Annotated in this window: 20 protein-coding genes; 4 read left to right on the forward strand and 16 right to left on the reverse strand. The window is 38.7% G+C overall.

Annotated elements, in window-relative coordinates; translation table 11 throughout:
• Positions 1–252: 252 nt before the first annotated feature.
• Positions 253–993 (reverse strand): hypothetical protein, encoded by a 741-nt coding sequence (locus VB732_RS20305; RefSeq protein ID WP_323232708.1) that lies wholly within the window; start codon positions 991–993, stop codon positions 253–255.
• A gap of 477 nt (positions 994–1,470) precedes the next feature.
• Complete coding sequence (locus tag VB732_RS20310; protein WP_323232709.1) at positions 1,471–3,399, reverse strand: alpha-amylase family glycosyl hydrolase; 1,929 nt, start codon at positions 3,397–3,399, stop codon at positions 1,471–1,473.
• A gap of 475 nt (positions 3,400–3,874) precedes the next feature.
• On the opposite strand from VB732_RS20310, the gene VB732_RS20315 reads away from it, so the two are divergent.
• From VB732_RS20315 to VB732_RS20325, 3 genes are all read left to right on the forward strand, one after another.
• Positions 3,875–4,921, forward strand: coding sequence for a hypothetical protein (locus VB732_RS20315; RefSeq protein ID WP_323232710.1), 1,047 nt, complete (start codon positions 3,875–3,877; stop codon positions 4,919–4,921).
• Positions 4,922–5,186: 265 nt separating this feature from the next.
• Positions 5,187–7,013, forward strand: coding sequence for a protein kinase domain-containing protein (locus tag VB732_RS20320; RefSeq protein ID WP_323232711.1), 1,827 nt, complete (start codon positions 5,187–5,189; stop codon positions 7,011–7,013).
• A gap of 373 nt (positions 7,014–7,386) precedes the next feature.
• Complete coding sequence (locus VB732_RS20325) at positions 7,387–7,605, forward strand: hypothetical protein (RefSeq protein ID WP_114080301.1); 219 nt, start codon at positions 7,387–7,389, stop codon at positions 7,603–7,605.
• Positions 7,606–7,634: 29 nt separating this feature from the next.
• Here VB732_RS20325 and ribD read toward each other — a convergent pair whose 3' ends face one another.
• The 4 genes from ribD to VB732_RS20345 form a co-directional block, all read right to left on the reverse strand.
• Positions 7,635–8,846 carry a bifunctional diaminohydroxyphosphoribosylaminopyrimidine deaminase/5-amino-6-(5-phosphoribosylamino)uracil reductase RibD gene (gene ribD / locus VB732_RS20330; RefSeq protein ID WP_323232712.1) on the reverse strand — a complete coding sequence of 404 codons (1,212 nt, stop codon included), beginning with the start codon at positions 8,844–8,846 and terminating at the stop codon, positions 7,635–7,637.
• A gap of 142 nt (positions 8,847–8,988) precedes the next feature.
• Positions 8,989–9,525 (reverse strand): DoxX family protein, encoded by a 537-nt coding sequence (locus tag VB732_RS20335; RefSeq protein WP_323232713.1) that lies wholly within the window; start codon positions 9,523–9,525, stop codon positions 8,989–8,991.
• Between the two features lie 80 nt (positions 9,526–9,605).
• Entirely contained in the window at positions 9,606–10,868 is a 1,263-nt protein-coding gene (locus tag VB732_RS20340; RefSeq protein WP_323232714.1) for an NAD(P)/FAD-dependent oxidoreductase, read from the reverse strand.
• Positions 10,869–11,079: 211 nt separating this feature from the next.
• Entirely contained in the window at positions 11,080–11,679 is a 600-nt protein-coding gene (locus VB732_RS20345; protein WP_323232715.1) for an MBL fold metallo-hydrolase, read from the reverse strand.
• A 330-nt stretch (positions 11,680–12,009) separates the two neighbouring features.
• On the opposite strand from VB732_RS20345, the gene VB732_RS20350 reads away from it, so the two are divergent.
• Positions 12,010–12,756, forward strand: coding sequence for a creatininase family protein (locus VB732_RS20350; protein ID WP_323232716.1), 747 nt, complete (start codon positions 12,010–12,012; stop codon positions 12,754–12,756).
• 95 nt (positions 12,757–12,851) lie between these two features.
• On the opposite strand, the gene VB732_RS20355 is transcribed toward VB732_RS20350, so the two are convergent.
• The 10 genes from VB732_RS20355 to VB732_RS20400 all read right to left on the reverse strand — a co-directional run bounded on the left by VB732_RS20355 (position 12,852) and on the right by VB732_RS20400 (position 25,240).
• Positions 12,852–13,676 (reverse strand): WecB/TagA/CpsF family glycosyltransferase, encoded by an 825-nt coding sequence (locus tag VB732_RS20355; protein WP_323232717.1) that lies wholly within the window; start codon positions 13,674–13,676, stop codon positions 12,852–12,854.
• A 134-nt stretch (positions 13,677–13,810) separates the two neighbouring features.
• Positions 13,811–14,962 carry a glycosyltransferase gene (locus tag VB732_RS20360; protein ID WP_323232718.1) on the reverse strand — a complete coding sequence of 384 codons (1,152 nt, stop codon included), beginning with the start codon at positions 14,960–14,962 and terminating at the stop codon, positions 13,811–13,813.
• 112 nt (positions 14,963–15,074) lie between these two features.
• On the reverse strand, positions 15,075–15,968 hold the full coding sequence (locus tag VB732_RS20365; protein WP_323232719.1) for a glycosyltransferase family 2 protein: 894 nt from the start codon (positions 15,966–15,968) through the stop codon (positions 15,075–15,077).
• Between the two features lie 76 nt (positions 15,969–16,044).
• Positions 16,045–17,061, reverse strand: coding sequence for a hypothetical protein (locus VB732_RS20370; RefSeq protein WP_323232720.1), 1,017 nt, complete (start codon positions 17,059–17,061; stop codon positions 16,045–16,047).
• Positions 17,062–17,085: 24 nt separating this feature from the next.
• Positions 17,086–18,357: a glycosyltransferase family 4 protein gene (locus VB732_RS20375; protein ID WP_323232721.1), complete on the reverse strand. Its 1,272-nt coding sequence runs from the start codon at positions 18,355–18,357 to the stop codon at positions 17,086–17,088.
• Entirely contained in the window at positions 18,338–19,618 is a 1,281-nt protein-coding gene (locus tag VB732_RS20380; RefSeq protein WP_323232722.1) for an O-antigen ligase, read from the reverse strand. Before VB732_RS20380 ends, VB732_RS20375 begins: the two co-directional genes overlap by 20 nt.
• A gap of 27 nt (positions 19,619–19,645) precedes the next feature.
• Positions 19,646–20,575: a glycosyltransferase family 2 protein gene (locus VB732_RS20385; protein ID WP_323232723.1), complete on the reverse strand. Its 930-nt coding sequence runs from the start codon at positions 20,573–20,575 to the stop codon at positions 19,646–19,648.
• Between the two features lie 51 nt (positions 20,576–20,626).
• Positions 20,627–21,949 (reverse strand): flippase, encoded by a 1,323-nt coding sequence (locus VB732_RS20390; protein ID WP_323232724.1) that lies wholly within the window; start codon positions 21,947–21,949, stop codon positions 20,627–20,629.
• A gap of 74 nt (positions 21,950–22,023) precedes the next feature.
• Positions 22,024–22,983: a glycosyltransferase family 2 protein gene (locus tag VB732_RS20395; RefSeq protein WP_323232725.1), complete on the reverse strand. Its 960-nt coding sequence runs from the start codon at positions 22,981–22,983 to the stop codon at positions 22,024–22,026.
• A 52-nt stretch (positions 22,984–23,035) separates the two neighbouring features.
• Entirely contained in the window at positions 23,036–25,240 is a 2,205-nt protein-coding gene (locus VB732_RS20400) for a polysaccharide biosynthesis tyrosine autokinase (RefSeq protein WP_323232726.1), read from the reverse strand.
• Positions 25,241–26,087 lie beyond the last annotated feature (847 nt).

Genomic DNA, 26,087 nt, shown 5'->3' on the forward strand with positions numbered 1-26,087 from the left:
TTCAATTTCCAGTTTAACGATAAGTAACCTGTGCGATCGCTTCCTACCCTACGGATTCCGCCTTGGCGGTACGCAATGACGATTGTTTAACCGGACATAATATTATATAACCTGAGTTCGGGTTAAGCACTTTTAGATAAAAGCCATTCCATCTGAAGGCTGGGTATTAGGCACTGGTTGACGGTCACTCAGGTTATTTAGCCTAACCCACCGCCATGTAACGCGGTGCGTTGGGCACTTTTTGGAAGCTTTTTACTGTCTCTTCACTGCAATTGTGTAGCTAGGCAGATGTGAGGCATCTGTTTGAGTTTTCACAAGTCGCCAATCATTATCTATATATAAATGCTTAAAAATTTGAGAAGTTGCTAAGGATGTTTTTTGAAATTCATTAGCATGATTTATCTCTATGCTGTCTAAATTTAGAGCATTAGACAAATCAGATTTTGGCGCGTTAACTTTTACTTTAGTGTTAACTACATTAGTAAACCAGTTGTAGACTGATTCTAAAGTTAAAGGAATTTCTCTATTTTGAAAAGCCTGAAACCTATCAATATTTTGAAGATACCATTTACCATTTTGGACTCCATATTTTTGGATTACCATGAAATCATAAGCTGGTAAATTTGATTGATAATTCTGAGATAAAGATGCCTCTTTCCCCATTATGTAGCGAGCTACACTGGCACAGTAACCATCATGCTGAAAAATTTGGAAAGACTGGTCTTGTATTCTTTTTGGTAAACTTTCATGGAATGACATGCTAGACCAGATCGGTGTCCAAACACCCACTAAAAGCCGTAATTGTTCTGTAACACTGGAAACAGGATTATGTTGGCTCAATTTTATAAAATAGGGAAGTAGTTCAGTTTTATAAAAATTTATTTCGTCATTTAGATGACCTGGATTTCTACCCTGAACTCGTGCCAAAATTTCCTTTTTAAATTCCAGCTTTTTGGGAGCGCTTAATTGATTTTTCAGTAGGAGATCGAACATCACCATTTACCTTTTTCTCATTTTTTTACATGACTTGGTAAGAATTAAAAACTGGTGAGTTTAATACTCGTAAAGGTATATCTATTCTTTTATTCTGTAAAAGATAGAGCCTTTTAGCTCCTCTTTTTGACAGTTCTTAAATGTTTATGTGCTTGATACTACCTATTTTTACTGACAAGATGGTGTGATCCAGATCACTGTAAGCTAAAATACATTGAAAAAGCATTTAGAAATCAGAGTATTGGATATATTTGGATATATATAGCGGCTACTCTTTAAGTTCTTTAACGGAGTATCCATAGGTATAAGAAGTTTTATTACAGCTATTTTCACGTATATAGACCACGCGGTAAAGGCGCAGCAATGCTGTACCGTTACGACAAATGTGGTTCAGTAATTCACAAACAATAAAGTGCAAAGGATGAAAATTTTGCTCCTTCGCACTTTATTGCTGATCTGAATAAATGAATAAAATTTCTACGATTCTCTTCCCGATGCCCAGGTATCACGCCATTTTACAGTACCTTCTTTGGCAATCACCCAGCGACGATTTACGAGATTTTCGCGCAGAGGCGATCGCCCCTCCCGCCACATGGCATATTTATAAGCAATCAGCTTACCAGCACTTTCATCAAAGGGAATCTCGGCAGACCAAGTATTCGAGTTGATGTACTCTAGCGGATATGCTTTGCTAATATCCCAGTTACCCAACTCTGGGCAATCTCCTGTCACCACAGCGATTTCACCTGGTTGGGTATCCACACCATTAAGTTGGACGCGGACAATTGTCTGTGCTTTGATCCGTTCTCCAACGTGGCTGAAAACAAGCACTCCCCGTTCTTCTAGTACTAGGTCATAAATCTTGCCATCTTTTACTTCATACTTATTGCGAGTCACCACGCAGGTATGCTCACCATCGGGTAATTCTGTCTCTACTTCTGGGAGAGTAACTTCTCCTCCCCGATTTAAAGCTACGAAACACAAAGAATCACGATAGCGGCGCACATAACAGTAAATATCTGCTGTTAAGTATTTTTGCCAATGGCTACCCATTGATATGGCTGGATTCAGCCGCCGTAAACCAGACAGCAATCTAATACAACGATAAATCTCACTCTCAGTATCCCAATTTTCCATCATCGGGCGGTTGTATGGATCATTACCGCCATCAGTATCGTTATGTAAATACTGTTCTGTCCCGTAATATATACAGGGAATACCGCGAGATGTCATGATTAAGGCGATCGCAACCTTTAGCATCGCTGGATCGGGGTTCAGCGATTGGAAGCGGCACATATCATGATTATCGATGAAGGTAACTAACTCTGTTGCCCCGCTATAGCGATAATCCTGGTCAAAAATGTATTGAATTGTCTGGAATCCCATTTCTGAACCTTGCCCTAGTGCGGCTCGAATTGCTACGCACAGCCCAAAGTCTAGCAGTGTCATGCCTGAGTGGTTAACAAATTCCACCGAGCGATCGTCACTAGGATTACTGTAAATCCATTCACCAAAAATAAATACATCTGGTTTGTGATTGCTCATGTCGCCAGTGAATTCTTGCCAGAACCAAATGGGCATGTGCTTGACAGTATCAACCCGTAGTGCATCCACACCCCGGTCTAGCCATTGTTTAATGGCTGATTTAATATACTGCCGATATTCTGTATTGTTTTCATTGAAGGTTGCTAAACCAGATAGTTCACAATTCTGTACCTGCCAATCGTCCTCCCAATTTTGCACTTCACCATAGTGGTGATACCAATTATTGACATCATCATTGAAGTCAGCAATTTTAACGCCATCATCATATAATTCACCTTTACTACCGCTAGTATCAGGGCTGCTGTGGTTGCAGACAATATCTAGCACCAGCTTCATATTGCGCTTGTGCAGTTCCGTAACTAACCGATCAAAGGTCGTATTTTTTTCTTCTTGCGTAGCATTTAAAGAAGGGTTCTCTCCATCAGCAATATAGCGAGGATTGAGCCGCTTAAAGTCTTTTGTCCAATAGCCATGTAACGCTGCATTGCCAACAAACAACTCTTCAACCTGCTCGAATAGTGGAGTTAGCCAAAGGGCTGTAACTCCCATATTTTTGAGATAATCTAATTTATCGATGACACCTTGCAAGTCACCACCCCAGTACTTACCCCAATCTTCTCTAGCTGGATCGTACAGTTCTGAGTTTGCACCTTCGCTATTACCTGGATCGCCATCATAAAAACGATCAACCACAAGAAAGTAAATGGTTTCTTGACGAAATTCAATATCTCTGGTGTAAAGAAACTCTAAGTCAATCTCAGTATCTGATAGCGGTGCTTCTATAATAGCTTCTACTTTTTCTTGTGCAGAATCAACTTTATATTGATCTGGTGAAAATTGGGATGCGGGAGTTTGTACCATAAAAAACTCAAAATTTTATGTAATTCACATTTGTAGAATCAATAGCACATCGTTTCAAGATCGTGTGTCACTACAAACATCGGTATTGTGACATCTATCCCACGGTGTAGGTATCTATCGCTAGCTAGTTTATAATTCTATCGATAGATGTAATTCATCTGCTAGAGGATAAAAACCAAGAAATATAGCAGTTATTAATAGTCATTTAGTTATTGGTCATTGGTCGTTGGTCGTTGGTACTAATGACTTCCATTTTTTCACGGCAATTCAAGAAAATCATAGCGTAGCTAAACCGAATCTACGGCTGTCGCAGACGCGGGTGGGTGTTGGAAGCCAAGCGATGTTTTCGTAGCTGTGGGATGAGTTGACCACCTATTCGCTAACTTTTTCTCTAGAAGATTCGCTCCACTGGTAAGCTGACCATTGTCACTTTCAATCTATTATTACTATCAAGGAATTAATTTAGGTAGCAATTATGACCAAATATGATAAGGTTTTTAACTCACCAAAGAGATCAAAAGAATCTCTAAGTCCAGAGGAAGCGGTGGCGGCGATCGCAACTGTCACTGCGATCGCTGATTCTGTGATTGAAGATGTAGATGCAGAAAGTTTAGCGGGTATCCTCTGGGAATTCGAGGTTTTTGAGGAATACTCAGAAGATGAAATCGCTGAAATAGTTGATAGACTTTTAGCTATTGCAGAAGAAGAGGGAATTGGGCCCCTATTTAACACTGCCAAAGTATCTCTCTCAGATGAATTAGTTTTGGATGGTTTTGCAGCCGGGGTAATAGTGCTTTTAGACGATGAACTTGCGATCGCCAAACCGAAACAAGCCTACCTCAAAAAGCTACAAGCAGCCTTAGAACTGGAAGATGAAGAAGCCGAGGAAATCATTAAGGAGGTAATTGCAGCCTTTCAAGAAGCAGAAGAATATACAGACGATGATGAAGATGAGACAGTCGTTATAGAAGATTTTAGTGAACAGACATATCAATCCCCTTTAGGTAATTTTACTGTGCCGATTCCAGTCGATCCTCAACAAGGCGGTAGAATTCAAAGCCAGGAAGGAGTTGTTGGCTTTTCTGATGACATCGGTACTTTGTTGAGAATCGATTATTATCCTTTCCCTTTAGAACAGTTAGAGGAACTGGAATCTGTTGGGCAAGAAGAATATTTACAAACAATTTTAATAGACAAGTATGTACCCCAGGCGATTTTTGCCAATGTACCAGAGGCTTCTGTGGAGTATACCGAATATCTAGAAGATACTTTGCGAGGCGCTTACTATGCATTAATTGATATGCCCAAAGGTTCAACGATTTCTAAACAAGAAAATAATGGAACTGCGATCAGATTAGATGCATACCGGGGGCTAATTACCTTTATCAGTGGTGAATTTTTGTATATAGTTAGTAGTCAGCATAGCTTTCTAGACGGCGAAACTCCTGAGTCCGTTGAAGAAGAAGCTGAAGATATTAAGGAGAGTATTTTAGAGTTTGTTGAGACTATAGAGTTTACCTAAGACATCTCCGTAGGTTTCAAGCCCTTAACTTTTACTTAGCGAAATCGGCGGTAAAAAACCGCGTCTACATGAAGCTTTAGCCACCTTTCCTACGGAACGCTACGCGAACGTGGGTTTAAATTCTTAGCCCACAGAGGCGGACTTTACTTGTGTAGACGCGAATGACCTTCGCCCTGGCTTTGATGTGATGTACATTTGGAAAGGGCGATGTCTGACGACAAGCCCAGAGGCGGAGTGTCTCCGATGTCTATGCTTGTGATTTTTCATGACAATAACCCTGTTAAACAATCGTTATCAAGTTATCCAGGTAATCGGCGCTGGTGGTTTTGGCGAAACCTTTCTGGCAGAAGATGTTCATTTACCTTCTCGCCGTCGTTGTGTAATCAAGCAACTCAAGCCGATAACTAATAATGAACCGCAAAATTATCAAATTATCCAAAAACGGTTTGAACGGGAAGCCGCAACCTTGGAATATTTGGGTGAAAGTAGTAACCAAATTCCTAAACTTTACGCCTACTTTTCTGAGAACGGGCAATTTTACCTTGTCCAAGAATGGATTCACGGCCAAACTCTGACAAAAATTGTCGAAGCCAAAGGATTTGAGAGTGAGACTGCTGTTCAACAAATTCTCTTGAGTCTGCTACCAGTCTTAGATTATGTCCACAGCAAGGGCATTATTCACCGGGATATCAAGCCTGAAAACATTATTCTCCGTTCTGTTGATAACAAGCCAGTTTTGATTGATTTTGGTGCAGTCAAAGAAACAATCCGTTCTGTGGTGAATTCTCCAGGATACCCCACGCGATCGCTTGTTATTGGTACGCCTGGATATATGCCTAGCGAACAAGCCGTTGGCCGTCCAGTTTACGGTACTGATATCTACAGCTTAGGTTTAACGGCGATTTATCTGCTAACTGGTAAACACCCACAAGAACTACAAACCGATTTAAAAACTGGGGAAATACTTTGGCAGGAGTACGCCCCTAACGTCTCTTCTCAATTGGCGGCGGTACTCAATCAAGCAATTAAGCCTCATGCTGGCGATCGCTACAGCACTGCTAGTAAAATGTTACACGCCTTGCAATCTGCTAGTAATATCCCTCCTCATTTAGCTGCAAAGACTTCCACACTCAATTTTCCTTCCACTGTTACATCAACTCGACAAACCCAGCCATTATATTCCCCGCAAAAAAATTCTGTGATTCCAGGCTCTTCAACTCCTGGAAACTGGCAAAAACCTGCTGTGATTGTTGGTAGTTTGCTCATAGGCGGCTTGCTTAGTGCAGTAGCAATTTCTAACATCACTCGTCAGCAACAACCAGAAACAACCATTGTCACAAGTCCTACCCCATCGCTAGAGTCTTTACCCACTCCTGCATCTACCGAATCGCCCCTTTCTTCCCAAACTTCTCCAGTTCCAGTTGTACCGGTTTCACCACCACGGCGGCGAGTGATTCCCGTGCCAACCTTTAATCCCCCAATTGTATCCACGCCACAGCCAGAAGAACCTGTAATTTCAGATACTCCAGCGCCAGAAGTACGTTCTACACCACAGCCAGAACCAGAGAATATTGCAGTTCCCACACCAGAACCACGTTCTACACCACAAAAGAACGAGCAACCGCCTAGCAAAGTAGCTGCAACTACCAGCAGCCAAAGCGTTCCCGCATTTCCTACAGGTACATCAAGAAGTGCCGTAGAAGCTACCCTCGGCAAACCAAATCGAGATTTAAGAGGCGCGTGGGGCAATACCCGTGCTGTTGTTTACAAACTAGTACCAAACAAAATTGATCTTGGCTACTTATTTGATCGTAATTCTAAAGTCCTGCGTCAAACTGAGGTATCTTTTGCCCAATCGGTAGATCCGCAGGTAATGGAGGCTACCTTGAATGGAATGTTAAAGGGGCAAGCGACTGAAGAAATTAAGCAGGGGCTTAAACAGGTACAACAGCGTCAGTCTAATAATTTTAGATTTAAGAATGGCTCAGTCAAGGGCCAGATTATCCGCCAAGAATGTAATTTTATTTACATTAGTATTTGGGATGAAAAGTTGCATGATTTTGTGAGTCCATCGACAGCCAAAAGATGTTAACTTTCTAGAAAGTGTTGTTCTCAAAAATTTAATTTTTGTATCTTAGAAGACAGATTCAGGATTCAATATAGTATTTGAAAAACTGTCTTTACTGGGCTAAAATCTACATAATTTCAGTCTTCGCAAACACAAAAACCCAGTTTTTAGAATTAGTGTATTTGTCTTCTAAATTTTGCAGCTAAACCCATAAGAACCTGTTTTCCCCAATCCCCATTTCCAAACTGAGTTTCAAATTCTTAATCTTCATAAAGTTATAAATACCATTATTAAGTTTTTAATAATACTTGTCTCAGCTTGTACATTCATGTCGTAAATTGCGATCGGAATTGTGTAATCTGAAGACAGCAAAGCTAAATTATTCAATTGAGGTCTGATGACTCCTACAATCATGCGTCAGCTTTGGTCAGTGGTTGAAACTGCCCAAGCCAAGCTCCTCTTACAACTGGATGATGCTAGCTTGGTGCAGTGGTTAGTGAAACAAACCGAAACGCAAGTTTTGTTAGATCCTAACGAAACTGATTATCTGTGCCACTACATTCAATCTCGGCTCGCCCTTATACGTGATATTGCCCATGAACGTCAGTGTTCATGATAGTAAAATCACGATAAATTGATTGATAGTCAAGTATTATTACTATTGACTATTGGTTTTTTAGAGAAATAACCTTCCATTAAGCAGTCCGAGCCAACTACACGCCAACGAACCCGTTCCAAAGACAATGCCTCAGTCATGGTAGTAAAACCTAAATCGCCCACAGGTGTGGGAGCAATGTTACCACCAATGATTTTTGGGGCGATAAACGCTAAAACTTTTTGCACTGCTCCTTGAGCGATCGCACTTGCAGCTAAAGTACCGCCGCATTCCCACAATACGCTACAAAAACCCCGCTCATACAAGTACGCCATTGCCTGATCTGGTGTAAGGGATGTTAATTCCACGACTTCCACCCCCTGTTTGAGCAACAGTTCTTGGAAATCGGGGTTAGCACCCTTCTCTGTCAACACCAAAGTAGGAGCATCCGCAGTTCGCCACAGATGGGCACTTTCCGGTAAGTTGAGATGGCGACTCATCACTACCCGCAGGGGATTATGTGCCTCCAGATGATGGCTGGTTAAATAAGGATTATCCTGTCGCACTGTATTACCGCCGACAATTATTGCATCGCAAGCCGCCCGCAACTGATGTACTTCAGTGCGGGCTTCTTGGCTTGTCACCCAGGCGCTATGACCAGAGGTAGTAGCAATTTTGCCGTCTAAAGTCATGGCATATTTTAAAATTCCCAAAGGTCGTTTGTAGAGAATGCGATGCACAAAAGCTTCATTTAGTTGACGACAAGCTGACTCTTCTACTCCCACCAACACTTCGATCCCCGCCGCTCGTAAACGGGCAATACCACCTCCAGCTACAAGTGGATTGGGGTCAACCATACCCACCACCACTTTTGCCACCCCTGCTTGGATCAATCCTTCTGAACACGGGGGAGTCCGCCCGTAGTGATTGCAAGGTTCAAGTGACACATAGATTGTTGCACCACGAGCGCGAACGCCTGCTGCTTGCAAAGCAAACACTTCTGCATGAGGCTCACCTGCACGAGGGTGAAACCCTTCCCCGACAATCTCGCCATCTTTGACAATCACCGCTCCCACTAACGGGTTTGGCGAAGTCCGTCCTAAAGCGCGGCGAGCAAGTTCCAAACACCGCAGCATCATGCGAGAGTCAAAATCAGTTCCTATTTTTTCGTTTATAACTGCTGACTCCACTAGATGTATATTTTCCTGAGTGTAATTTGCTAAGGATGCATCTGCTTGAGCGACTACTGGGGAATTATCCATAATTTTACGCAGTACTGTAAATATTCTGCACGCGATCGCGCAGCCTTTCCATAGGATAATCGCGCTTTGCTCAGGGTAATGTTCCTTTAAGCGATCGCTTCCATCGCGGAAAACGAGTCAACCATCCCCTGAGTAGCAACTTTTACTTAAATAAACGATTATGTAGGCGACGTTTTATCCAAAAGTTATTCCTAAAGAAGTTGACCCTACCTTGTTCACGATCCGCTCCTGAGTCTGCAAGGTTTTGTTTCTTTTTTCTCCAGTGATCAAGGGAGTAAATATTAAAGCTGCTACCTGCAAGCAAAATAAACAGCACAATCCCGTAAGAAAGCATAGAAGTAGCTGCACTCCAGTTTTGGATCGATGTCACCCCCAACTTTAAAATAATCATCAGGGCAAAGGTGACAATCAAAGCGCTTCTGGTTGCTAACCCAAGTGTGATTAACACGCCCACAATTAACTCTACAGGGGGCACTAGGTAAGAATTGATTCTCACCAGAAATTCTGGAAAATAAGAATTTGCTAGTTCTTTGACAGTATCTTCAGCGAATCCAGGGATGTTAAAAATGCGAGTAAATCCGTGATTAAAATAATTCACACCGATGAGAATTCGCAGCAACAAATAGGCGATCGCAACATCCTTTGATTTGAGACTAATGTAGTTTCTGTTTTCATTCATTGCCTTAACTCCAACTATAGTACGTCAACGTTGATTGATTTCAATTGCAGGAATTGAGAAATTCTTGGCGGTTTTGAGGGCTAACGTTCTTTCATAGACAAAATTAAGCGAACTGAGCGATCGCGTAATAAGTAAGTGTGAAGCCAAGTAAGCAATACTAGCAAACGACTGCGATAGCCAGGAAGATATACTAAATGAACTCCTAGCCACATCAGCCAAGCCAAGCATCCTGTAAAGGCAAATGCGCCAATTTTTCCTACACCTGAATAACAGCCAATAATCGCTAATCTTCCCTTGTTGAAATAGCTAAAAGGCTCTGGTGATTTCCCTCGAAATTGCCGTTGAATATTTCGAGCTACAGCAACACCCTGCTGAAGTGCCTCTGGTGCAACCCCAGTTAATGGTTTACCGTTCTGTTCCATATATGCCAGATCCCCAATAGCATAAATATTGGGTTGCTCTAGCAATTGTAGGGTGGGATGAACAAGTAATTTTCCCTTCTTTGCTGAAGATATCTCCTCAGATGTTGTCGGATAATTCGCCTCTAACCCCGCAGTCCAAATGACGGTTGCAGTTGGAATTATCTCATCGTTTTGCAGATATAAAGATTCAAGAGTCACTCTAGTCACTTTTGTTTGCAGATAAACTTCCACTCCTAGCTGATGTAATCTTTTGTAAGTGTAAGTTCCCAACTTCTTTGGCAAATCAGCCAATAAGCGATCGCCAGATTGGACGAGAATCAACCTCACTTGCTGCCAAAGTGTCGGATAATCTCGACGCAAGTGGCCTCGAAGCATTTCAACGAAAGCACCTGCAACCTCAACACCCGTTGCCCCACCACCGACGATGGTAAACGTCAGCAGTTGTTGGCGTCGTGATGAATCAGATTCCTGGATTGCTCCCTCAAAACAAGAGTAAATTTGATTTCGGATTGCTATTGCTTCTTCTAATGTTCTCATCGAGAAAGCATATTCTAAAGCTCCAGGAACTCCCAAAAACTGGGTTTGGCTGCCAGTTGCCAGCACCAGAAAGTCATAGGTAATTACACAACTATCTGTTTCAACAGTTTGCCCCGAAAAATCAATTTGCTCGACTTCAGCCATCAAAAACTGAACCTTAGACTTATTCCGCAGGAAAGAGAATCGCCGTAATATCGTGCGGATAGGGTAAGCAATGTACTCAGGTTCCAATTGACCTGTCGCAACTTGATACAACAACGGTACAAAGGTGTGATAGTTGTTGCGATCAATTAACAATACATCTGCACCAGAATTAGCTAAAGATTGGGCAGCTTGCAATCCACCAAATCCAGCGCCAACAATGACAACGCGGCGACTGTTCATTCTTCCCCTCTTGATTTAGCTAGCCAGCCAAGTTATTAACTGTCAATATATTGATAACAAATTATCGATAGTGCATCAGCGCTTAGGCAACCTTATTTTGCCAGACCTCTTGAACTAAAATTCAAGCCTGTCCCTCTCCGAGTCGGAGAGGGACAGGTTTTGCGTAGTAAAACCAGGGAGAGGTCTTTTATATGAACAATCGCCCCACCCATCACAGCGTCGCTACAAGATCCTTTAAGCGATCGCGTCCATCACGGAATACTGGCCAACCATCCCCCACCAACACTGCTTCAACTCGACTCAGTTCTGCCAACCTGCGAACAGAGGCAACAGCCTCTTCTCGATTTAGCAGCTTGTCATCTGGCAGTATAGTTAAACTACCTGCTTTCCTTGCCCTGACTAAATCCCCTGTAATCAAAGTTGTTTCCTCCAGTAACAGAGCCAATTCACCAGGAGTTTTCGAGCCTTGGAGTTCAATTACTTTTAACCCAGGTACAAACTCTTCATCATCAGATAACCAGCGATCGCAAGGTATAGGGAAAGTATCTTTTTCTGCTACAGGGCCAGCTATCTTAGCATAAGTTTGATCGGCAATTTCCTTACTTGCCCTGACATGCTCAGAATTCGTCAGCACAATCCAAAGCACACCACCGAGGGATTTCAAATGATTCCAATCATGGTTTGATAGGGCTACTGGGTCAATCAAGATGTTTCCATCTGGGCGAATCCAGGCAATCCCATTGAAATCAATATTTCTTGCCGGATTGAAATTAGACCAGCTATAGAGATCGGGACGATGCAAAGATTTCATGATGATTCTGGATCGGTACTTCAGTAATTGACTATTAATATCAATAATTAAGTATATAGATTAATAAGGTTGCATTCCCTCTGAATCTGGAATTTGATTATACTACGATAAGACTATCGGTATTTTGGATTTATCGTTAGAAAAATTCCTGCATAACCGCAACAGATTGTTGAATTCACAATGTTCTCTCTGCGCCTCTGCGGTTCGTTTCTCTTCAACACCCCAACTTGATTTTATTGCGATCGCCACCACCAGAAAGCAAAGGAGTTCATAATCATGTTAGGGGTAATTTATGTCCCACCACAATTTTATTGAGGAAAATCATCCAAAATGTTACTGCATTTAAGTACTTGGCAAGAAGTGGAAGCTTATTTACAGCAGTCACGGGGTATTATTTTCCCTATTGGTTCCACAGAACAACATGGGCCAACTGGTTTGATTGGTACTGATGCCATTTGTGCAGAAGCGATCGCGCATGGTGTGGGTGATGCGACTCAAGCGATCGTTGGCCCTACAATCAATGTGGGAATGGCACTGCATCATACTGCCTTTCCTGGTACTATCAGTCTGCGTCCCAGCACTTTAATTCAAGTAGTGCGAGATTATATAACTTGTTTAGCCAAAGCTGGTTTTACCAAGTTCTACTTTATCAATGGACACGGCGGTAATATTGCTACCCTCAAAGCTGCATTCTCAGAAACTTACGCCCATTTAGAAGACTTGCAGATTTCCAATGCTCAACACGTGCAATGTCAAGTGGGAAACTGGTTTATGTGCAATTCTGTATATAAGCTAGCTAAAGAATTATATGGAAATCAAGAAGGTTCTCATGCAACCCCAAGTGAAGTAGCTCTCACCCAGTACGTTTATCCAAAGGCGATTAAGCAAGCACCCCTCTCGCCAGAAGTTGCAACCGGACACAGAATTTACAGCGCAGCTGATTTTCGAATGCATTATCCAGATGGACGTATGGGTTCAAATCCGGCTTTAGCAACACCAGAACACGGTAAGCAATTTTATGATTTGGCGGTGAAAGAACTTAGCAATGGGTATTTGGAATTTTTGAACGCAGAATAAAGAATGTTGAGTAATTCATGACTAAGCCTTAATACAGTATTCCATAAATTCGCAACGAATCGAGTTCCCTACTGATAAGGCTTTGCAAGACTCAATCACGCAACAAACTTGTGAAATCTTGTACTGAGAAATAACAGCATCCTATTTTTTTTTTGTTGGCTTGGCATACTCCAAATTTCCCGTAAAAATAATGTGGCTACAAACCAAGGCTCAAGCAAATAGCGTCTCCAAAGTCTTTTCGGTTCAGACAGCAAGCGATACAACCATTCCAAACCCACCCTTCCCATCCACCGAGGAGGAGTGGGTATTGCTCCTGCTACATAGTCCATGCAGGCTCCACTAGTTAAAATAGTGTTGGCATGAATATATTCCAGATTTTCAGAAATCCAATGCTCTTGGCGTGGCATACCCATTCCTACCATTAGTACATGAGGTTTGTAAGCATTAATTGCAGCCAGAACCGCAAGATTTTCTTGACTATTTTTATCCATATCAATGTAGCCATGAGCGCAAGCAATGTCTAAACTAGGAAACTTCTCGCGTAAAATACTTGCTCCTTGTTCAGCAATTCCTGGCTTTGAACCTAAATAGAATACACGCCAACCTTTATTAGCTGCTTCCGCCATCAGAGGCCATATCCAATCAGCATAGGTTACTCTTTGTTCTCGTTTCATCGGAAAACCTAACAACTTTCCAATGAACAATAGAGGCATACCATCAATATGGATATATTCAGCCTGAGCATAAAAAGCTTGCATTTCAGGGTCATTATGAAATAGATAAAGACTATGCAAGTTGTGATTTGCAATAATCCACTTCTGCTGTTTCTCGACAGATTCTTCAATTAATAAATTTAACTCTGGGATAGAGAGCGCATCAACTTTAATACCAAGAAGTTTATAAGAAAATCGTTTTTTCATGACTTAAGATTTTTATTTTTAGAATTATGAGAGTTTATGTCACAGCAAAGTGATTATTTAGAAAGCAATTGGTAGAAATATTTAAATTTATAAATATTTAAATATTAAGAAAATTTAAAACTAGAAAGACTTAACTAAACATGACTTATTTTCATCAAGATATTGGCGATATTGTGTGCTTTTGCATTCCAGGAATATTTTTCTGTAATTAAGGTATATGCTGTATCTACGAGTGGTTGATATTTATGAAAATTTGAGGCTGCATCCAGTATTGTATTAGCGACTTCTTCAGTAGAATATCCTGTTACTAGAAGATGTTCTAAGTGCCGAAACTCTTCTAAACCTCGTAAGCCTTCTGGTGTTGATACAACCAACTTTTTACTAGCAAAATAATCTAATGCTTTATTACGAGCGCCACCTGCTACTGCTTGTTTTGAGAATGGAAGCAAAGCAATGTCCGCATATTTAACATGGTCAACGAAATCCTCTCTTTTAGGTAAAAACCCTAAGAAAGAAATATTAGAGGGTATTGGTTCTGAAATATCGCTACTATCTCTACCTATAACAACAAAATGAATTTTTTCTTGATGACTTTCAAGATGTTTCGCAACCTCAATAGTCATTGACACAGACATATCATTACTTGGAAATTGAAATGTTTTCGGAGCAATAAGAACCACTATTTTTGCTGGTCTGAAGGCTTGATAGGGGTCTTTATTTAACAACAATTCAGTATTTAGTAAATCTTCAGTAACTCCATTCCCAATACTATAAATTTCTTGTGGAGTTTTACCGTACCACTGGGAAATTAGTTTAGGAATAGAGTCACCTGCTGCAATAATTGGACTACCAGAGAATACCAAAATTCCCTGAGCAATATATGTCTTAATACATTGTACAAACTCCTTGAAAGGATTGGCAACTGAAAACAAGCGCATCCAGTATTCATATGCTGAAAATGTATGGAAATCTAATACAAGAGAGGAATTTTTATGTTTTCTAAGCTTAAGTGAAATTAAAGCAGCTAATCCAGGTAAAGTTTCTTGAGCATAAACAATATCTGGGCAAAACTCATCGATACACTTTCCTATAGTTTGAATATATGATTTTAGACTTCTTGAACCAATCGAAAGGGAAGGAGCATAATTAACTGATGAACAATCTAATCCTAGCTGAAAAACATCAAAATCTTTAGTAAGATATTGTCCTAAATAAAAAGGTCTAGTAAATGCACCAAATGGTTGGCTTGAATCAAGCGTTGAGACAATTAGTAAGCGTTTACCCATAACATGATTGATTATTCAACTATTTAATAAATTGAGGTTTTGAAAGATTTTTATGACTTAGACAGTTATAAATTATCTAAATATTATTAGCTAATGGTTATAAGTAGCAAAATCAGATTTCCGAGTTAGTTTGGCTAATATCATCAGAAAAGGTAGGAGAACTTGCCAAATTTCTGTAACCAATAATTGCTCTAATGTAAGGTAAGAACCAGTAAAATATCCACAATGGGCCTGAGTGTCGGATACAAAATATAGTCCAGGATTTTAATGGAAATCCTTTAATTTGCATCACTTTTTCCAAGCGCTGTAATACACTTAAATTGGTATCTACCCAACTATTGTGGATAGAGTTTTTAGTACAAGTACCAATATATCCAGGAGCTACCCATATTTGACAACCTAATTTCCGCGCTCTGAGCGCATAATCTAAATCTCCCAAACTGTGAATAAAAGCTGTATCAATATTGCCAACTTTTGCAGCAACAGTTTTAGGAATTAGCACACAGTTACCATACATAGCATCACATTGTTGGATAACCGAACTTGGTTCTAAAAATTCAAATTTGTTAGAATACCACTTTTTAGATTTTATTGCTCCTCCATAGGTTGCTTTTCCTGTCATTGGATCTTTCGTTGAACCAACTACAATTGAGTCTGGATAACCTTGCTCAGATAAATTTTGATGAATCTGTAATAATTTACTGACAGCATTAGCTTCTAGAAATGTGTCATCATTCAGCCACAGATAATAATCATATTGATTTTTTATCGCCTCACCAAAGGCGAGATGCATCCCTCCCACCCAAAATAAATTGCCATTACCCTGAAGAATATGTACTTCTGGATATTGTGCTTTTATCGCTTGTGCAGTTCCATCAGAACTACCATCATCAGTTAGATAGACATCAAAATTATTTTTCTGCTCATATAAAGTATGTAGACAGGCGAGAGTTATATTACGCCTGTTATGACAGGTCATCACTACAGCTAGATTTGCTTTTTTCATCCTATTTACCTCATGTAATTTGTCTGGAAACGAGCAATACAAATAATAAATTTAAACGTAATAAAAATAATTACGTTTAAAGTTTCGCCATTTTTTCTATCCAGCTACTTAAGTTAATATCTAAATTAAAATTTCTTAATTTTTGTTCCATTCTTCTAATCACCAACATATATCGATGCAAAACTGATACGCGAGGCATTTGGAGTCTGACAACCTCTTGGCACAACCATCGATATTTTTCGGAATTGATATTAAGTTTTTTCAATTTTTTGATTTGTGCATTCCAATCGTTATAAAAGAATAAATTGAAGTAATGAATCGATGTAATATCATTCCAATGTTTAATTTGTAATTCTGGTGATAATCGGTTATGTAGAGGCAATGGATAACTATAATTAGGAGGAAGATGGTCGACGTTTTCTTCCAACGCACATAAAGTTACAGATAAAACAGATTGCTCAACAAAATAAATACCTTGAGGAGGAGTTATATCAAGGCGCATTACTTTTTCAAAATTCTCTTTCCAAGCTGTAAATATACCTGCACTCCTTCTCACAACGACCAAACCAGAATTCCAGTAAGCTCTAATTCTTTTCTTACCAATTGGTGTTTCAACAAATACCTCACGCTTTACCCCCAGCACTTCATATAATTTTTTCCAGTACCATTCTTGAGAGTCTCGCAAACCTGTAGAACCAATTCCTTGGCCATATTCAGGACGTAACCGAGCGCTACAATTCGCGGGTAATAAAAATTCTTTTGGTTCAGAGAAAAAGCATTTGTCACTGTCCAGAAAAACTAATATTTCTGCATCAATATTTTGTTCTGCATAGGCACAAGTTAGGGGCTTATTTGCTAAATAATATTCATGGAATTCTTGATTGATAGGGATTTGTTGATGATTTACCTGTAACGCTTCAAATGCTTTTTGGGTTTGCTTTGCTATAGGTTCGCCCACTCTAGGATGAAAACTATATATAGGCGTATCTTTCAATTCTCCACAGAATTTACGAATACTTTCTGCAAGCATTAAAGATTGGGCTTCTAAGCGCCCAGGTTCTGTACAAATTATAAAAGCTATAGGTATTGACATATTATGAAGTATTGATTTACTAAGCTAGTTACTAAATGAAGATTTCTTTGTTATCGTCAATATCTCCTGAAACAAACCTGAATAACGACATGCTTGAAGTTCCAGAGTAAATTCTTGCTCTGCTTTTTTGCGAGCATAGAATGACAGCTTTTCTAAACGTTGTTCATTTTCAAGTACCCAGGCAATTCCTTTGGCGAAATCATCAACTTCATAAGGGTTCGCTAAATAGCCGTTCTGTTGATGATCAACAATATCTTTTAAACCAGTAGAATTAAATGCAACAACTGGAGTACCACAAGCGAGAGATTCCGAAGCTGTCTGTCCAAAAGATTCTTGCAGAGACGGTACAAGCATCACATCAGCTGCTGAGTAAACAGTTGCTAAAGATATATCATCATATAAATGCCCTAAATAGTATGTTTTAAAACCCAAATCAAGTGGATTTTCAGGTTGAGATGCCCCAAAAATCACCACTTCAAAGTCTTCTTTCCATCCAGATTTACTCAATTCTTGTAAAGCTGGTTGCAACAAATGAAATCCTTTATTTCGATCGCTTGTTGCTTCAATTGCTCCAAAGAGAATTAGCTTCTTATTTTGAGGTAACTTCAGTGTTTCTCGCGCAAAATGCTGATTAATCGGTCGATATTTTTGAGTATCCAATCCGTGAGGAATCACCTCGATTCGAAAATTCTGGAACAAAGAACTAGAACTAGCGCACTCTGCTAACCAAGAACTTGGGGAAACCAGAGTTAAGTTAAGATTTTTCCAAGCTTTTACTTTGCGCCGCCATACCCAACGAGATAAATCCCATTCATTACTACTGTTGAGTTGGGGACAAGATCCACAGGATACTTTGTAGCGATCGCATTCTCCAATAACATGACACCCTCCAGTAAACCCCCACATATCATGGAGAGTCCAAACTAAAGGACGCTTCAGTTTAGGCAACGTTTCTATTTGCATAAAAGCTGCGCTAATCCAATGCAAATTGATTATATCTGGATTAATTTGAGCGACTTTAGGAATAATTCTATCTGGCAACCATTGAATAAAAAATGGAGTGTTTTTCTTTTGACGATAAAGTTTTAATGGTAGGCTTTCAAATGTCAATTTAGCCTTGGCAATCCCTTGAAATAGTCTAAGCTTAGGGGCAATTACTGTTTTATCATTACTAGATTTTTCCTGAACTAACATTTGTGACTGTAGTCCTATATCTTGCAAACCTGTGTGTAAGCGATAGGCAGCCCTTGCAGCACCTCCACCAATATCGTGAGTACTAAGATGTAAAACTTTCATTTTTATTAACTGCGTAATTACTAACTAAAATATTCTTATGATTTCGTTGATATTCCAGGGTCAAAGATAACGAAGTGGTGACATACATTAACCAATTCCAACTGGGAGTTAATAGTCGAGCTTCCGAAAAATTAACTATTACAATGATAATTAGCATCTGCATTGGCCAATAATCTTCTGGTTTTTTAGCAACAGAAATAATTCGATTAAATGCCATTAAAAAGAACCTGATAAAACCTGCTGTGAAAGTCAAAAAACCTAAAAATCCTAATTCTAATAATAGTTCTAAAAAACCATTGTGGGCATTACTTGCCCAATCATAAGTAGCCCTTAAATTAGATGCATCAGTACTAGTCCAAAACCCAGAAAATCCATAACCTAGCCAGGGTCTTTCCCAAATCTTGGACATCACTAGCTCCCAGAGATCAGAACGTCCATTAAAGGTAAGGTCTTTCCCAGAAGTACCAACTACAGCGTCGGCATTATTAACAAGTAATGTTACACCTACAATTAATAACATTAATGCCGAAGTAATCATAATAACTTGTAATTTATAATTAGTTTTTTGAAAGGATTTATAGATCGGTAAAAGCAATATCATCGTTAATAAAATCGTTAAAGATGTTGTCGAACGTGAGAGGATAATTAGAGATACAGATACCCCACATATTCCCCACATCAACCAACGATATCGATTGCTACTAAGAGCAAGGTGCAAAAAAGCTCCTGCGCTCCAAGCCATCATGTATCCTAATTCATTTTTATGACCATAAATTCCGCTCCACATATCTACTAATTCAGGCGATTTGTGAATAAAACCAGGTATAAATGCAGAAAAGAACATCGATAATAATGCAGATGCGCCAAGGGCCCAAGCGATTAGTCTCATTTGTTCTCTGAGGGAATAACGCATTGCCAAATAGATTGCCAGAAAATACAGTCTGATTAAACCTCTCAAATAAGTAAGACTAGAATTTAAGTCTCCTGACCACAAAACAGAAAATATAACTATTGTTATTAAAAGAAATTGTAATGGGCTTCTGGTAATTACATAAAGAAAGCCTTTCCAGTATAAAAGTAGAAAATAAAATAGAATTAAATATGAAACTATATTGAATATAGTATCTAACTTATCGCCTCCAAGAGTAGATGTGGAAATTTCTTGTGCAGGGTGTATGGTCAATGCCCCTACAGTAATGAGCAATAATAAGATAGTTAATATTTTTTCTGTTAACTTTACCTTAGTTTCTGTTTCTGACATTTTATTTGTGTTTAATTTACTAGATTGCTAGTTATGTTTCACTTTTGAGTAATTTAATTTTTTCTTAAATTCTTCTTTAAAAATATCTAATGCAGTTGCTTTATAAACTGTTTTCTGTGTAAAAATATCTGCTTCTATATTCCTCACAATAAATGGTGGATGCTTTAAAGGAAATTCCATTGCCTCTATCGGCATATTAATAAACGAAAATTCTTGCTTGGAATTAAAATGAGTTGCATCTGCACCAACACCAACATTAGAAATTAAATTGACATTGGGAATAATGCTTAAACTACCCTGCATCCAGCAAGCAAATGTCCATTGATAATCCCAGGTTATACCTGTAGGATTGTTATAAACAGACTGAAATATTCGTCGCCAATAGTTTACTGCTTTCGGATCTATAAGAATATGATGTAAAAGGTTTTCTGCTTCCACTTCTTTCCAGAGTTTGATAGTCAAATCATAATGTTGCCAAGCACGTCTCCAACTTGCCCAACCCCAGCAGTGGTTATAGCGAGAAAAATAGTAACTGTAATTTGTGCGTTTTCGCCCAAATTGAACATTTTGGGCAGATATGGTGGCGATTCTAGTATCATATCTATATTTTTCCAGTAGTTCTTCGCTAAATCTGAAAAAAGTCGGGTGAGGGATACAATCGTCTTCTAAAATAATTGTCTCTTCAACATTATTAAATACCCAATCTAAGCCACTAGATACTCGTTTTGCACAGCCTAAGTTAATATCAGAATAGTTCTTAATAACTTCACATTCCCAATCAACCTTTTCAATAATTGCCCTAGTTTCTTCACACTTCTCTGCCTCACCTTCACGGTTGCTGCGAGGGCCATCTGCAATGACAAAAAGTTTTTTTGGCTTGGCTTGGCGAATAGCTTCAAAAACTTTCTCTGTTTTTTGTGAACGATTGAAAATAATAAGAGCTACTGGTGTTTGCATTTTTGATTAATTTGGCTAGGTTCATTGGTCGGTAAAGGTTAAAGATAAAAATCAAAATTTATAAAAAGGAAGTAGCGATCGCATCTGAATTTTAAATATTTTTTGTGTTCTTTTATCAAATGCATTGCATAGAAAAGCAGCAGAAGCTTGGGATATTATTGTTGCGATCGCGGCTCCAAAACCCGCATATTTAGGGATAAGCAAGAAATTAAGAATAATATTTAATATTGCCCCAAATAAAGTTTTACCTAAAGAAATGTGGTTCAAACTTTCAGCGATAAACCACGGTGATGTTGCAAGACCCATAAATACAAATAAAGAAGTCCAAATATGAACTGCTAATATTGGGCCTGCTTCTGCGTATCCATTTCCAAACATCACCATAATTATCTTGTCAGATAAAAATGTCATTGGCAGAGCAATTGCAAAAGATATATATGTCAGGAGACGGAGTAATTGTCCTATACGCTGATAATAAAGACTTTCTGATTTTTCTTTAGCTGCGTAAATTGAAGGAGCAACTGAAGAGACAATGGCCGCAGGAATAAAATACCAAATTTCAGAAACACGGACAGCAGCAGAATAAATTCCAACCTCGCTATCTCCAATCATTTGGCCTAACATTACCTGGTCTATTCTCATAAAAATCATGATGGCGAACCCCGAAAAAATGAGGGGTAAACTCTCTTTTAAAAGAGTCTTGGCAGCACTAAAACTCCAGCGCCATAACAACACCGAAGTTCCTCTGATTTGGTAAACAATGAGCAAGCCGATTGCACTCATGACAAATTCTGCTAATGTTACCCAAGCAAAAGCTAACAATGGTGCTTTTGTTAAAATTAGTCCTATTTTGATGATGGTATTGAGTAGAAAAGCTATATTCTTAGCAATCACACTGTATTTTGACTGCACCTGTGATTGAAACCACAGTTCGATGGTATCAGTCGCCCTAAAAATTCCTGCCATTGCTAAAATTGCAACTAGCCATATCTTCAGTGCTTCATGCTCACCTAAGAAGAACATACTGCCAACTGCCAATAAGACAGACGCAATTCCACCCAGAAACTTTAACCAAAAAGTGGTTCCTAAAATTTCCTCTTTGTTTGATGATTTACGGACAATATGGCGAACTACTACATCGTCTAGTCCAAGAGTAAAAATCGGACTAAATAAGCTAACAAAAGCTAAAACATAGTTAAAAAGACCATACTGCTGTACTCCTAAATAGCGTGCTACCCATACTCCTACTACTAAGCTTGCACCCATACGGAGAATGCGGTCAGCGAACAACCAACCTGTATTGGCAATAATTGCCCGCAGCCCAGAACGAGATTTTAATTGTGATAAGCTTTTAAGTTTTAATTTACTTAGCATTACCCTTTCTTAACCATGTGACACTCTCCATCAATATGCAAATTTTTGATAATTTAACTCAGAATTTTATAGAACTATTGACTAATATTTTTTAATTTGCCAGACATGAAAAGTTTTAAAAAGTAGTTAAATAGCAGAACAATACCCTTGATTTTCCAATAAAAATTACGTTCAAACAAAAATATTATTTTCAAATATGAAATAAAATCTGTAATTTTCGGGCATGGGATTGTTTTTAGCTCATCAAGGGATTTAAAGGCTAATAATAACGGTAAACTAAAATAATTTTTTTGAAGGATGTAATTAAATAAAGAATTGCGTTTCCAAAATCTTTTATATTCATAGTTATTGTCTACATCTAAAAATCTCTTGTTATGATACTGATTATTTTGATGGATTCTATACCTTACTAAAGGGTTAGACATATAAAACTTTTTAGCCCCTACCAAAGAGGCTCCCCACACCAGACAATCATCAGCCCTTACGCGCCAATCTTCTGTGTTTGGAATAGGTAAAAATTTACTGATTATTTCTCGCCGTATTGATAATGTTGAAGTTATGGAACCAATCCATTCACCATTGCATAAAGTTCGGATTACTGAATAACCCAAATCTACATCAACTACATCAGTTTTAAATATTCCTTCCATTGCCCCAAATTTCTTATATGCACAAAAGAGAAAGTCACATTCACTACGTCTCTTATAAAAATTTAGGGCAGTTTCTAAATATTGAGGTTCGTAAACATCATCAGCATCTAAAAAAAATAAAATTTCTCCAGTTGCGGCTAAAAAACCCTCGTTGAAGGATGATAACTGCCCTTGATTTTTTTCTTTGAAGATACATTTAACATTGTCTGCTTGAGCAAATCTAGCGATGACTTCCGCAGAATTATCTGTGGATGCGTCATCAACAACAATAATCTCATCAAATTTAATTGTTTGAGTTAAAGCACTATCAATTGCCTCTGAAATAAATTCAGCGTAATTGTAGTTATTAATTAAACAAGATGTTTTTATTTTGCTTTTATCCATATAAAATCAAAATGCCTCCCCAAGAAAAATTAAATTTTGTCATTTGTTTCGATTAACGATCTTTGGAAAATTTGGTTAAACCACTAGATACTAAATCTTGTTCAATTCGTGGCTTTTTACTTTCAGGCAAATAATTATGAGAATCATTTTTAATATTCACACCATTAATGACTATCCCTAACACCTTCTGACCTGACTGGTTTAAAAATTCTTTAGCTGAATTGGCACTGTTCAAGTCAACGACTCCAGGACGAACGACTAATAGGATACCGTCAGTTAGGGTGCTTAAAACAGCAGCATCTGCTATACCTGAAAGAGGTGGGGTATCAAAAATAACGAGATCGTAATCTCTACCAAAATTATTTATCAATGTTGCCATCCGTTGAGAATCTAGTAATGCTACTGGATTGGGAGGCAAAACTCCAGAAGTTAGAACTTCTAGATTAGGCATCACTTCTTGAACAACTTCGTCTAAAGAAACTTGACCGACGATGACATTACTTAGTCCAGATGTATTGTTTAGCCCCCAAATATGATGCTGTATGGGATTACGCATATCTGCATCCACCAATAAGACTCGACGACCTGCCTGAGCCATAGTCACAGCTAAATTTGCAGATACGTCAGACTTTCCTTCTTTAGAAACGGAACTTGTGATTACAATACTCTTGAGCGGTTTATCAGAACAGAGGAACTTTAAGTTTACTTGGAGTATTTGGTAAGCGTTACCAAGAGGGAAATAAGGAATATCTCTGCCAATAACTTTGGGAATAGGTCTATCAATTCCTCCTATGGAAGAATGAGTTTTACCATTTTTACTTTGTGTAGGAATCACTCCTAAAACAGTGTATTTCAAGACTTCTTTAGCCTCTTTAACTGTCTTCACTGAGCGGTCTATTAAGTCTAAGCTAAAGGCAACAATAATACCCAAGAAAAGACCAACTGCTCCTCCACCAACAATAAATAAGATTTTGCGAGGGCCTTCTGCTTTATCAGGGACTAAAGCTAAGGAAATGACACGAGCGTTAGGAATCTTTTGGTTTTGTACAATATCAATTTCTTGACGTTTCTTTAAAAGTGTTTCGTAAGTTGTTTGAGCCGCTTGTAGTTTCCGTTCTAGCTCTCGTTGAGTCTGTTCTAGTCTTGGTAAATTATTTGCTCGTTTGATGTAAGCATCTTGCTGCCGTAAAAGGGTGGCAATTTGTCTTTCTAGACCGACACGTTCTGCTTGAGCACGAGTAATATCTGCAATTAAGTTTTGGCGCAGTTGTCCAATCTGTAAACTTCCTTCTGTTACTTGTGCTTTCCCGGCAACTTGTCCTGTCCGCTCTTTTAGTAAATTCTTAAGAGCTACAACTTTATCTTCTAAGTTAGTGATTGTAGGATGCTCAGGAGAAAAACGAGTCCGCTCTATTGCTAGTTGACTTTCTGTTTCTTGGAGTTGGATAAGCACTTTCTGAACTCCAGGTGCTTGGCTCAAGTCAGATGCGATTACACCTTGACGTGAATCTAACTGAACTTCACTACCTAACTGTTCTAAACGGCCTTTGACATCATCTAGTTGAGCTTGAGCTTGAGAAATTTGGTTTCCTAACTTGGATATTGTATCAACTGCTGCGGTTGCTTCTTGTCCCAGAACAACAACTTTATTTTGTTCTTTAAATACCCGTAGTTTTGATTCGGCTCTTCTGACAACTTCCTCAGATTTCGGTACTTCTGTTACGAGAACGGCTTTGGCTGTCCGCGCTTCATCCTGATTAGCCTCGATATTTAAATTGATATAATTTTTGATAACTTCATTGACGATTTCGGCAGCTAGTTCAGGGTTAGTGCTTTTATAAGAAATTTGCACAACATCAGTGCCTTTAATTCCTTCTATTTTTAGTTGGCTTATCAGGTCACGAATAGACAGTAGTTTACCTTTATTATCTTTGAGGTTGAGGGATTTAATTGTTTTGTCAATCACTGGATTTGAGCCAATAACTCTCACCTGAGTTTCCAAAGGATTGTCATTGATATTCAAGGCTTCTAGCCGTCCTATATCTTCGGATAAGCCTGTGAGTGAGGAAGATCGATTTGTTTTAATCATCAAACTCCCTTCTGCTTTATAGAAGGGTTTTAGTGAAAATGCATATAAACATCCAAGGGTAACAGCGATGCTAAAAATTCCGACTAGAGGTAGCCAACGCCGTTGAACAACTTCTAAGTATTTCTGAATATTTACTTCTTCAAACTGTGGCAAAGATTCCATTGTCATAATATGTACAAATTCAATAAAAAAGTTTATTTACTCACAGAAAATGTTTCTATTTATCAGTGTTTTATCGGCGATTAGGATTGGAGTCTATTTAGATATGGTAATAGTTGCATTGATTGTAAATCAAAGTTTTTTTTAGCGGGGTTTGTTCAAAAAAACAAATAAACTAATTAGGTTAAATAGTCGCACTTACAGATCAAGTTGCTTGATATTATCCTGGCGGCAAAAATAGGATAGCTCGCAACTTTCTTTTAATTTATTCACTTTCGATTTTTTGTCAACTTTGTTTTCTGCCACTGTAACTTTGCGTTAGTACTGACGCAAGTGTTCGTTAGCAATCTAACAATCAACATCATATTATGTAAGAACACTGAATTGTAGAACTTTACACAAAATTCATACAAATTGCTAGTATATTCGCTACTTGTTCACTAACTGTGAAAACACAAGAGTAATTAATACCTTAAAGGTAAGGAATAGAGCGATTGCTCCGTCCTCTAAACAATATAAATATTTCAAATAGAAACTTTATAGAGTCAATATAGCCACTTGGAACGACTGGGTGAATGTCTATATAACCTGTTTAAAAGCTTTCAGCAAAAATTAATTCTTGCTCTAAATAACGATCAATCTTGGGAATGATAGGTACTGTAATAATAAGGTTGTGTGATTTGAGTGTCACAGTTGTAATAACTTGTACTCAGTTTAAGTTTATGAGGCTGATGAAAAATGTTTTTTGATGTGGCTTGAGGTATGAAATTATAATTCAATACAGTTCCAATCCTTGGCTTTAGCGGTTCTCGGTTACGTGAGAGTTTCCTCTAAAACATTGCAATTGCCTTGTTTG

The sequence above is a fragment of the Nostoc sp. UHCC 0252 genome (assembly GCF_034931145.1).
In the GTDB taxonomy this organism is placed as follows: Bacteria; Cyanobacteriota; Cyanobacteriia; order Cyanobacteriales; family Nostocaceae; genus Nostoc.